This window comes from Serratia sp. ASV30 (genome assembly GCF_016428815.1).
Classification (GTDB): Bacteria; Pseudomonadota; Gammaproteobacteria; order Enterobacterales; family Enterobacteriaceae; genus Chania; species Chania fonticola_C.
This window is the reverse complement of the sequence record NZ_JAELTL010000093.1, coordinates 1-10420: the sequence shown is the minus strand read 5'-3', so window position 1 is coordinate 10420 and position 10420 is coordinate 1. Positions and strand designations below refer to the sequence as shown.

The 10420-nt window shown below is 54.5% G+C and carries 6 protein-coding genes and 2 pseudogenes; 4 read left to right on the top strand and 4 right to left on the bottom strand.

The window, feature by feature from the left end; translation table 11 throughout:
- The 3 genes and pseudogenes from JHD74_RS26720 to JHD74_RS24510 form a co-directional block, all read right to left on the bottom strand.
- Nucleotides 1-287 (bottom strand): annotated as a pseudogene (locus tag JHD74_RS26720) (hypothetical protein); the annotation flags it as partial.
- A gap of 40 nt (nt 288-327) precedes the next feature.
- Nucleotides 328-1236 carry a restriction endonuclease gene (locus JHD74_RS24515; protein ID WP_024530289.1) on the bottom strand — a complete coding sequence of 303 codons (909 nt, stop codon included), beginning with the start codon at nt 1234-1236 and terminating at the stop codon, nt 328-330.
- Between the two features lie 364 nt (nt 1237-1600).
- Entirely contained in the window at nt 1601-2572 is a 972-nt protein-coding gene (locus JHD74_RS24510; RefSeq protein ID WP_024530290.1) for a sensor domain-containing diguanylate cyclase, read from the bottom strand.
- Between the two features lie 191 nt (nt 2573-2763).
- On the opposite strand from JHD74_RS24510, the gene JHD74_RS24505 reads away from it, so the two are divergent.
- Genes JHD74_RS24505 through JHD74_RS24495 form a run of 3 tightly spaced genes read left to right on the top strand, consistent with a single transcriptional unit; the run spans nt 2764 to nt 9106 of the window.
- Nucleotides 2764-3957 (top strand): SrfA family protein, encoded by a 1194-nt coding sequence (locus tag JHD74_RS24505; RefSeq protein ID WP_199063726.1) that lies wholly within the window; start codon nt 2764-2766, stop codon nt 3955-3957.
- Complete coding sequence (locus tag JHD74_RS24500) at nt 3957-6887, top strand: virulence factor SrfB (RefSeq protein ID WP_199063725.1); 2931 nt, start codon at nt 3957-3959, stop codon at nt 6885-6887. The genes JHD74_RS24505 and JHD74_RS24500 overlap by 1 nt, the downstream gene beginning before the upstream one ends.
- On the top strand, nt 6884-9106 hold the full coding sequence (locus JHD74_RS24495; RefSeq protein ID WP_199063724.1) for a virulence factor SrfC family protein: 2223 nt from the start codon (nt 6884-6886) through the stop codon (nt 9104-9106). The genes JHD74_RS24500 and JHD74_RS24495 overlap by 4 nt, the downstream gene beginning before the upstream one ends.
- 40 nt (nt 9107-9146) lie before the next feature.
- On the opposite strand, the gene JHD74_RS24490 is transcribed toward JHD74_RS24495, so the two are convergent.
- Nucleotides 9147-9752, bottom strand: a complete 606-nt coding sequence (locus JHD74_RS24490) for a nitroreductase family protein (protein ID WP_024530294.1) — start codon at nt 9750-9752, stop codon at nt 9147-9149.
- A 282-nt stretch (nt 9753-10034) separates the two neighbouring features.
- On the opposite strand from JHD74_RS24490, the pseudogene tssD reads away from it, so the two are divergent.
- A pseudogene (tssD, locus tag JHD74_RS24485) lies at nt 10035-10226 on the top strand (type VI secretion system tube protein TssD); the annotation flags it as partial.
- Between the last annotated feature and the right edge of the window lie 194 nt (nt 10227-10420).

Genomic DNA, 10420 nt, shown 5'->3' with positions numbered 1-10420 from the left:
CGGCATACGAGATGATACCTCCTGTCTCGTGGGCTCGGAGATGTGTATAAGAGACAGATACCCGATTGGTAAAGTTGATGATGATAGGTATGTGGCTGAGTTAAATAAAAGAAATATTCATGCGAAATGGGATTCTTCTTACTTGCGGCCTGAAATAAGCTTTTATTTCGGTCGCCTTCACTTCTCAAAAGCTTTGCTGATAAATACAGCTTTTTGGACTCAGCTAACCAAGCCTTGCGATCAAAGATACCTTTTCCATTTTTCTGCGTGATTATTTCGCTCTGCATTTAGCTGCTCCTATATTATTAGAATCAAGACCGCTGCTAATCAGGATCCAATCCCGTAACGGTTATAGCCAACCACTTTCAGAAGGGGTTCAAATTCAATAGCGCTCATATCTTCGACCCGTTGCCAGTCTCGTTCAACCTCATCAGGGTTAAGCCCACCCAATGTGAAAGCATTAGTAACAATGTGTCCGGTATGCTCATCTTGTAAGCCGTTTATATCTTCAATGGGTAGATGGCCGAGATATAAATTTTGTTTTACAAGAAGTCGAAGAGTTAAAGTAACTTCTACCTTGTCACCGTATCCATTATCAATTTGAGTTTTAGCCCCCTCAAATATCAGCAACTCTTCATGCTCCCCCGGTTCACTCGGTAAAGCACCATTATCCCATCGAGCCTGAGCAATCCCTAACGCCGTACCCAATCGCTCGTTTTCGGGGCTGTAGACTTGCAACTTATAAAACTCATTGGGAATTAGCAGCGGTTTAGGTGTAGAGTATCTAATCCCAAAACTCATGAAGCTATTTCTGAAATCACACAATACAGGAGCAGTGACTTCCGCCCGCCATTTATGGTCGCCTGTAGATACTGGCCGGTAAAGCGCAATCTGTAATTTCTGAGCACGTCGCAAAGCTGATTTAGTAAAACCAGTGGGACAAACCAAAACCCCCTGATGCGCACATACGTCCTGTACTAACCCGTGAAATTCTTCAACACCTTTGATATCCACCGGATTAGCGTAGTCCTTACAATCAATGACAATACGCATCTTGTACTGACCAATGGACTGCTCCACCAGAACATCTACCTGTCTTTTGGTTTCGCTATGGATACCATCAAGCATCACATTGTGTTGCACTACAGCATCGGGAGAAAGTTGCCTTTGTATCATGGCAACAAGTTGTTCGAGAGCTTTCCAGTCGGGAATCTTACTTTTATCTTGACCAGCCATTGTGCCGCTCCATTTGGGTCTTGTACGTAAAGATACCACCGGAGCAACTTGAAGGAGAAATTGTAAGTATCTAGGCAAAGCGGATCATTCTCTTTCAGAGATCTTTAGGCAAGCGGTTTAGTTTACCTTTAAAGCGAACTTAAACGGCGCAGCATGCTGCGCCCCTACGCTGTGAGTTGTACAGGGCTGAGCATCAGGAACACTTGGTTAACACTCACAACATAGGTATGAGTACTTTTGAGGCCGTGAGATGGGGGATCTGCCATTTCATTACGTACCGAGTCTGGGCTTTTCGCCCCGCAAGAAATGTGTTCACCATGTCCCCGGTCCGTACTTGAGTCTGGTGGGGCGAATAACTTGCCGATTACCCCTGCATGAACTTGGATTTCTTGATCCGGTACATGATGGAGTCTCCCTCTGCCAGCAAGGTTTCCAGGCTATGGGGCGCAGAGGGATCAAACTCGACGATGCCATAGGAGAACGCCAGTTGGTAAGGGGTGATCTGTGAAGCATTATGTTCATCCACGTAGCGTTGCAAGGCTAAAATCCCCTGTTCGGCTTCGCTTTTGGTTCGGCTGCCCATCAGCGCGACAAACTCGTCACCGCCTAAACGGGCTATCACGTCAAAATAGCCAAACACCCGTTTCATCAGCTCGGAAAAGTAGATTAACGCCCGGTCACCTTCCCCATGACCGTAGGTGTCGTTAATCAACTTGAATTTGTCGAGGTCGATAAATATCAGGCTGGCCTTAACCCCTTTCATCTGACAATGATGCAGCATATGACCTGCCAGGGAGATAAAGCCACGGCGATTGGATATTTGCGTCAGTTCGTCAGAGGTTGATGCCTGAAAGGCACGTAGCTCATCCTCCACCATCGAGGCCAGATCGCGTAGCGCCACCGCATCTTCGGCATCAAACTGCCGGGGTTTGTCATCAATCAGGCACAGAGTGCCCATTTTTAGATCGCCAGAGTAGCTCAATGGACAACCGGCGTAGAAACGGATGTGTGGTGAGTCTTTGACCAGCGGATTATCCGCAAAGCGATCGTCCTGCAGCGTATCGGGAATGAACAAAATATCGTTACCCAGGATGGCGTGACCACACAACGAGATATCTCTTGGCGTTTCCGTAGCGGCCCCCAGCCCACAGTTGGACTTGAACCATTGGCGGTTTTCGTCGACCAGACTCACCAAGGCAATGGGTACACCGAACAACCGGCGGGCCATGCGTGTCACCCGATCGAAGCGTTCTTCTGGCAGAGTGTCCAACAGATGCAGGGAACGCAGAGCCTTCAATCGCTGTACTTCATTCGCAGGTATCTCTGGCGTTTTCATCGCTACATCCACTCCAATTAAACTCAGGGTCTTTCTCGGAAAAGCAAAACAGCAAGTTGCAGGATAATATCGTTCGCTACCGCTGGCAATCCGATGCACAAAACAGATGCCACTTTGCCCCTGTTTTCAGACGTTTGATCAGGCTATAGCCACTTAAACTAGACATTTAGCTTAAAAGCAAGGCATCCGGTGTGGCAAAACCCTTTTTACGCAGTGGCAATCTAGATGACGTTCTTACATTGGGCGAAAATGGGCAACCTGTCTATGCGTTGGCGTCGCAGTTACGTGAGGCGTTGCGCCTCCAGCAACAGCCAGCCGTCGCGAATTGCCTGGCGATCCCGATCCCCAACGCACAAGGCAACCGCATTGACTGGTATGCGCCAATCGCTGGACGGGCGATCTCCTGGCAAGCGGCCGATGACGATGCACGGGCAGCCGCCTTGCCGCTGTTGGAGCATTTCCAGACCACCGCAGAAGCCATCAGTCTACGCGCTCACCACAGTGGTAAAGCCAACCTGCAAATGTTTGCGACCTTGCTTAGCAAGGCCATGCAGTTCCCGGATCAGAACGCCGTTTTCCTGGTAGATGGCAAACCGGTGATTACCTTCTGGGGGTGCGTGAAAGCCGATGGCAAGATCCGCAACGCGCCTTTGGATTGCCTACGCCCGAAAGATCGCCCCGCGCCCCCCATCGCCCCACCGACTATTGAACCCATTGCCGAGCCCATTGCTGAACCGCAACAGCCCGCACCTCTGTCCCCCGTGGCGGATGACAAGCCTCACCACGCCTGGTGGCTGTTGCTACTGCCTGCTGCTTTCATTCTGGCCGCCGCGATCTGGCTGTTACTCCCTAAGCCAACCCCACAGCCAGCAATAAAAATGGCGGAGCCAGCCAAGATACAACCCAAGCCGGTTATTACTCCCGCCGCTCTACAGTTGCCATTAGGCTATGCGGAGGTGCTGCCCCCGCCGGTCATCACACCGGCAGTGGTCGATAAACTGGCGCTGACGTTACCCGCTGAAGCGGTAAAAGCCGGTTCTACCACCTTCCTCAACGGTAAATGGCGCGTCACCTTGGCGATCAAGGATCCGCTGACTGGCAAACCGCCGAGCCTGCTGTATCAGTTTAACCGTGGCAAGGGCACCGCCAGGATCGTTCAGGGTGACAAAGTCACCTGCCGGGTTGAGGTCAACGCCGGTCTGATGCAATCCGGTAATCTGGTGATCAACAGCCGTACCAAGGCCCGTTGCAGCGACGGTTCCCGTTATCAAATGCCGGAGCTGGTGTGTAAGCAAGGTGAAGCTGGCGCAGCCGCAGAATGCAGCGGGCGCTATGGCAACAACGAAACGGTATTCCCTATGACGATCAAGCGCGAGAGTAAATAATGTTGGCGACCCCCATCGCATATCCGCAGCGCGTTACGCTGATACCCAACAGCGGGATCCAATTTCTGGACTTCTCCCTTACACCGGTATTGGATGCCGAGCGCCCTGGCAAATTTGTCCGACAGACCGCCAACGGCCCACTGCTGCGGCTGAACTATCATCAGGCCAAGGATCGCTATTTCCTGCCGGTAGCCCCAGGCGAACCGGCCGAAATGGTGCGCCCGGAATTCAGCTTTCCTCTGGAGCAGTCATTGCGGCTGCTAGATCGCGTTTGGTTACCGCTGCCGTTCTTGCGCTTCAACCCGCCAAACAGTTTTCTCAGCGGGCCGGACAACTGGGTACGCATGCAAATCAGACGGTTGGATCAGCCGGATCGGCAAGGCCACACGTTGCGCATCACGTTGGCATTTGATACCCAAGTCTATCCAGCAGGGCATGAAAACCAACAGTTGGCTCCTAATCAGCAGGACATCATCACCGGGTTGAGCTTTGCGCTGGCGCACCATAGCCAGGATCTTGGGGATTTCCTGGATGCCACCTGGGTGGATGGCTGGCTACGCGAGGTCTTTACCCAACAGGCCATCGCCCTGGAGCAGCGCCCGGAACGCAATATCAACGCTTCGCTGCGCGAATTTGAATATCAGGCACATTACCTGAACCTGCTGGAACTGCTGGGCAGCCAACTAAGCGTGCCGAATATCACCCTAGGCAGCGATGTGCAGCAAGCCGCGGTGAATGTGGATTTGATACTTGATGTCGGCAACTCTCATACCTGCGGCATCCTGGTAGAAGATCACCCGGCGGAACGCAACGGCTTGAAACACAGCTATGAACTGCAACTGCGCGATCTCAGCGAACCGCATTATCTGCACCAAGGCCTGTTTTCCAGCCGCACGGAATTTGCCCCTGCCAACTTTGGCAAGGCCAATTATTCGTTTGAAAGTGGCCGCGACGATGCGTTTTTGTGGCCTTCCCTGACTCGGGTGGGCCATGAAGCCTGCCGTTTGGCGCTGCAACGGCAAGGCGATACGGCATCTACCGGCCTATCCAGCCCACGGCGCTATCTGTGGGATGAGGAGAGCTACGCCCCAGGCTGGCGCTTCAACCGTACGGCAGAGCATTGCCTGCAGGAACCGCCTGCTATCGCGACACCATTGGCTCTGTTGATCAATGACCAAGGCCAGCCGTTATCCAGCCTGCCACCGGAAGAGCGCCTGCCGGTTTTCACCCCAAACTACAGCCGCAGTTCGCTGATGGCCCTGATGCTGAGCGAGCTGTTGGCCCAGGCGCTGATGCAGATCAACAGCGTGGCCCAGCGCCTGTCTTTGCGGGACGGGGCAGCACCTCGCCGTTTGCGTAATATCATTCTGACCCTGCCTTCCGCTATGCCGGTACCGGAACGTGAAATCTTCCGCCAGCGGATGCATGAAGCGATCGCGCTCGTGTGGCAAGGTATGGGTTGGCATTCGGCAGATGAAGACTTGAGCGGCATAGCCAGTTCGGTGCCGGTCCCCGCCGTGCAGATGGAGTGGGATGAGGCCACCTGTGGCCAGATGGTCTATCTGTATAACGAAATCCAGGTCAACTTCGCGGGCCAGGCTGAGGCGTTCTTTAGCGCCATGGCACGTCCAGACTCCGCTGAACCGGGGAAAACGCTGCGTATTGCCTCGGTGGATATCGGCGGCGGCACCACCGATTTGGCAATCACCCAGTACCGTCTGGAAGAGACGGCTGGCAACAACGTCAAAGTGACGCCACATCTGTTATTCCGTGAAGGGTTCAAGGTGGCGGGCGATGACATTCTGCTGGAAGTGATCCGTCTGTATCTATTACCCGCCCTACAGGCCGAATTCAAACGCGTCGGCGTGGCAGAACCGGCAGCCCTGATGGCAGAACTTTTTGGTCAGGAAGAGAGCCCAGTGCTGCAGCAACAAGTGACACTGCAACTTTTCATCCCGCTCGCTCAGGCGATCCTGGAGCGCTATGAAAGCTTCACCCCGGTGCAGACTCGCAGCGAGATAGACGCCGTGCTGGGCGAACTGTTGACGCAAAAGCCCACCGATAACGTCTTGAAATATATCAATGCTGCGGTACAACGCGGTTTACCGGCAGAGGCAGAACTGTTTGACGTTTTGCAGACGCCGCTAATCCTGCGGCTGAACCACTTGCACGCCGAATTCCTGGCATCACGCATGGCACTTACCCGCAATCTGCGGTTGTTGACCGAGGTGATCGCCCTGCACAACTGTGACGTGCTGCTGCTCACTGGCCGCCCTTCCCGGTTCCCCGGCATTCAGGCCCTGTTCCGGCAGCTCCAGCCGGTGCCGATCAACCGTATTGTTTCGCTGGATGGTTATCACACCAGCGGCTGGTATCCTTTCAGCCAGCAAGGGCGGATCGACAATCCCAAATCCACTGCGGCGGTCGGTGCTATGCTGTGTCTGTTAGCACTGGAGTTGCGCTTACCAGGCGTTTACTTCAAAGCGGCCGATTTCCGCCCTTATTCAACGGTGCGTTATCTGGGGCGCCTGGATGGGGACAATCGCCTGCCCGCCAATCAGGTTTTTTATGCCGATCTCGATCTGGACACCCCGGATGGCGGCTTGGACAGCAACGTCAGCTTTGCCCTCAACGGTGCGTTGTGCCTGGGATTCCGTCAGTTAGATAACGAGCACTGGCCCGCCGCCCCGCTGTTTACCCTGACGATTATCGATCCGCAGCTGGCGCGTAACCTGGCTGGCGATAACCTGTTACGGGTTAAAATTGCTCCGCAGCCGGACTCTCCCGCTCGCTGGAGCGTCACTAGCGCCGAACTGGAAGACGGTAGCCCGGTGCCCACCGAACATCTGCAACTCAAATTGAATACGCTGATCGACAGTGCCTCCGGGGCTACCCACTATTGGATCGACAGCGGGAGCGTTTTTGCATGAAGTCAGCCATCCCCCCAATCTCCCCGTTTACCCAGCGCTGGCCGTTATTAAATCAAGGTATCGCTCAGGCGCTGGTCTGGGCGGATAATGCCCGCCTGCAGACGCCCCGTTTTGCACTAGAAGCGCCAACCCTAATGCTTAACCTGCGCCGATGTCGCATTCGGCTTCAGCGGCTGGCGATTGCCGCCACTCAACCGGGGGCGCTGGGCTTTTATGGCCGATCGCAAGCGGCAAAAAATCATCTTATCGCCTCGCTGGCCACGGCCGAGCCAGACTGCCTGGCGACCACCTTCGCCGGTAAAACGCTGGATTACCTGACACATATCCGCCCAGGGCACTCCGCCGTAGGGGTAGCGATCCGCTTTAGCCACGCCGTACCTCAACAAGATCCTGATTATCCAGTGCAGCTTCAGTTGCTCACGGCGGTGGAGTTAGTGTGCATGCTGGCGCGTAGCAGTCATACGGAACAGGCAATAGAAAAAACAGAGGTCGAAGAACTCCTCACCTCGTTGACAAAACGTTGCCAACCTCAGGCTCTGCCGGGCATCGGTGCCGATGATATTGTTGCCCTCTGGGATAGCCTGCGTACAGACGACCCACGGTTACAACAGCGCTGGGACAGCGAATACTGGCCAAACGCCTTGGCTATCGCTCCCTATCTGTCCATTGATGACCGGGCACAGTTGTTTGCTCCGCTGTGGGGGAAAGAACCGGCACTAACCGCCTGTTATCGTCGCTTGGCTTACCGGCTGGAACAACTGGAGGGCGCAGCAAGCGTGCTGGCTCCGCTCAGCCTGCTGACGGATGAAAATCAGCAGCCCAGCTATGGCATCCTTACGCCAGCAAACCTGGAAGAGACCGATGACAAGGTTCAACTCAAACTCGATAACGGCGTGATAACGATGCCCGTGGCAGAGCTGAGGTTATTGGTCGCAGAATTGCTGATCCCATTACAAAGCCCCCCGGCCCATAGCGGCTTTGCGCAGACCGATTATCTGGACCTGCCTGCCTATAGGGCAGACGATGAGAGCCTGCAGCAGGCCAAGAGCCTCACGTTGCTACAACGCTATAGCGACCAACAGGCCATGCAAGCGTTGATCGTCTGCCATGCGGCGGCCTGCCGTGAAGAAGCAACCATGGTCGGCCGGGCGCTGGATTATTGGGTACAACACCATCAGGAAGGAGGCAGCCGTGGGCATCCCGAGTTGATCTGGGCATTTACCCCGTACGATCGGCGTTCGTCGGCCCATTTTGACCAAGCCGTACAACGTTACGTTGGCCATCCCGGCGAGGTTTGGGGAACGCTGCTGGCGATGAATGAAGATGAAGTCCGGCGAATGACCGACTATCTTCTCACTTCGGTGAATGTCGCAGCCCGTCATAATAGCCTGCAACAACGTTTCGATCGGCTTGAGCAAGATTTACGGCATAACCTGCTTGGCCGCTGGCTCAATGTAGAAACCGAGAATAAAGCACCCCTTGCCAAGGCCACGGTAAAAGCATTGCAAGACCGCACCACGCTGCATGGTGAACTGCTGGAGCACCTGTTGCCTGACCGCAACGCCCTGCTGCCACTCTTTTGCCAGCAACAGCAAGATCGCCCGCATAACGACGATCCCTTGGCGATCGCGTTAGATCTGTTTGACGAGCAACCTACAGCGGCCTCTCCGCTGGAGTCTGGCGCCAACGTGGTTTTGCAGGTGCAACAGCTATGGATCACCCAACTGCGTAATCTGACTGATAATCGTGCGTTAATCGACCTGCTGGCGGTTGAAACGGCCACCTTGACCACGCTGGCCGATGAGTTGATCACCGCCAGTTTCCGGCTGGATATCTGGCAACGCCTAGGGAATGCCCTGGCCGAACCGGGACACGCGGGCCACAGCAGGGAAAATCACGTCGAGCGGCAAATCGCCTGTACCTTGACGGTGCTGGGAGATTTTGTCGCCTGGCTTGGCTTCCAGCTGCGTCCGCAGGCGCAACGGCCAGAAAGCCGCATTAACCGCGGCCATAAGATCTTTACCAAACCCAGCCAGAGCGCCGATCTACGCATGACTGCGTTACCGGTCGAACCGATCAATAACACGGCGCTGTATATCTACGATTGGTTGGTGGGGTTATATCAATTAATCGCTGAGAATGCGGGCCACGGCGCTGCGCAAGCGCTCAGTGGAGCGCAGCGTGAAAGTTTGGGGAAAATTATTCAGGGGATGGGTTAGTTCAGCAACCTCTCTCCCAACGGGGAGAGAGGCAATTCAATTAAAAACGGTCGATCTGCACAATCTCATCAACCGGCAGTTTACCAATGCGCGGATAAGGTTGGCCGATGCCCTTGCCAATCGCCACCATCAGCGCAATCTGGTAGTGCTCGGGCTTATTGATGATCTTGCCCACGGCGTCAAAATCAAAGCCGTCCATTGGGCAAGAGTCATAACCTTGAGCCTTGGCTGCCAGCATCAAAGTCTGAGCAAACAAGCCGCTGCTGCGCATCACTTCATCACGCTGCACCTGAGCCTTACCACGGTAATATTGATCGACAGCGGGCAGCATAAACTGTTGCACCGGTTCCGCCGCTTCACGCCAGATGTTTTTCACCTGGGATTCCCAACTGGACAGATCGCCACACAGTACAACCAGCATGGAGGCGTCGGTTACCTGCGCCTGGCCCCAGGCCACCTCGCGGATATGCTCACGCTGTGCACGATCTTCGATCAGCAGCGGGCGCCAATGTTGCAGGTTGAAAGCACTGGGGGTGTTTTGCAGGGCAATATTGAGCAGCGCTTTCTTCTCATCCAGCGTCATCACATGCTGGGTATCGAACTGTTTGGTCGCGCGGCGTTGCTCAATAGCGTCAAGTGTATGCATTACTTCATGTCCTTTGATTAAGTTAACCCGCTTATTGTCGCTTTTTCGCAGCCTCTGTCCACCGGGATTTGTGATCCATTCGGCTCAGGCATCCCCTGCCGCTGTCAAGTAAATAACAACGTCTGTTTTCGCATGGTAACCTACGCCAATCAAGCACAGATAAAAGCGTCAATAACATACATTTTTATAATTGAACAAGGGGCTGACATTTTAATTTTGAATAACAAAAACTGCTGCGCATGCGTTTTTATAGACAACCCCAGTTATTTATAGGTAATCTGGTTAGAACTTTACTACGAAGTTAAATTGACCGAGGCCACCCTTGTCGATATCACCTGTATCTACCCCCACTCCATCGATGAGGGTGACAAAATGCCGTTTGAAAAGGTGCAGGTAAAGTATAAGTCCATTAGCTGGAGCCATAAGAGCGCGGGCACTTCGGGTTATAGCATCTGGGATGACAGGGTTTACTGATCCTCAAGGCCAGGCACTCTTTATTGGCTGTCTCTTATACACATCTGACGCTGCCGACGATGCCAACTGGGTGTAGTTCTCGGTGGGGGCGGGGTCGTGGGGGGGGGGGGGGGGGGGGGGGGGGGGGGGGGGGGGGGGGGGGGGGGGGGGGGGGGGGGGGGGGGGGGGGGGGGGGGGGGGGGGGGGGGGGGGGG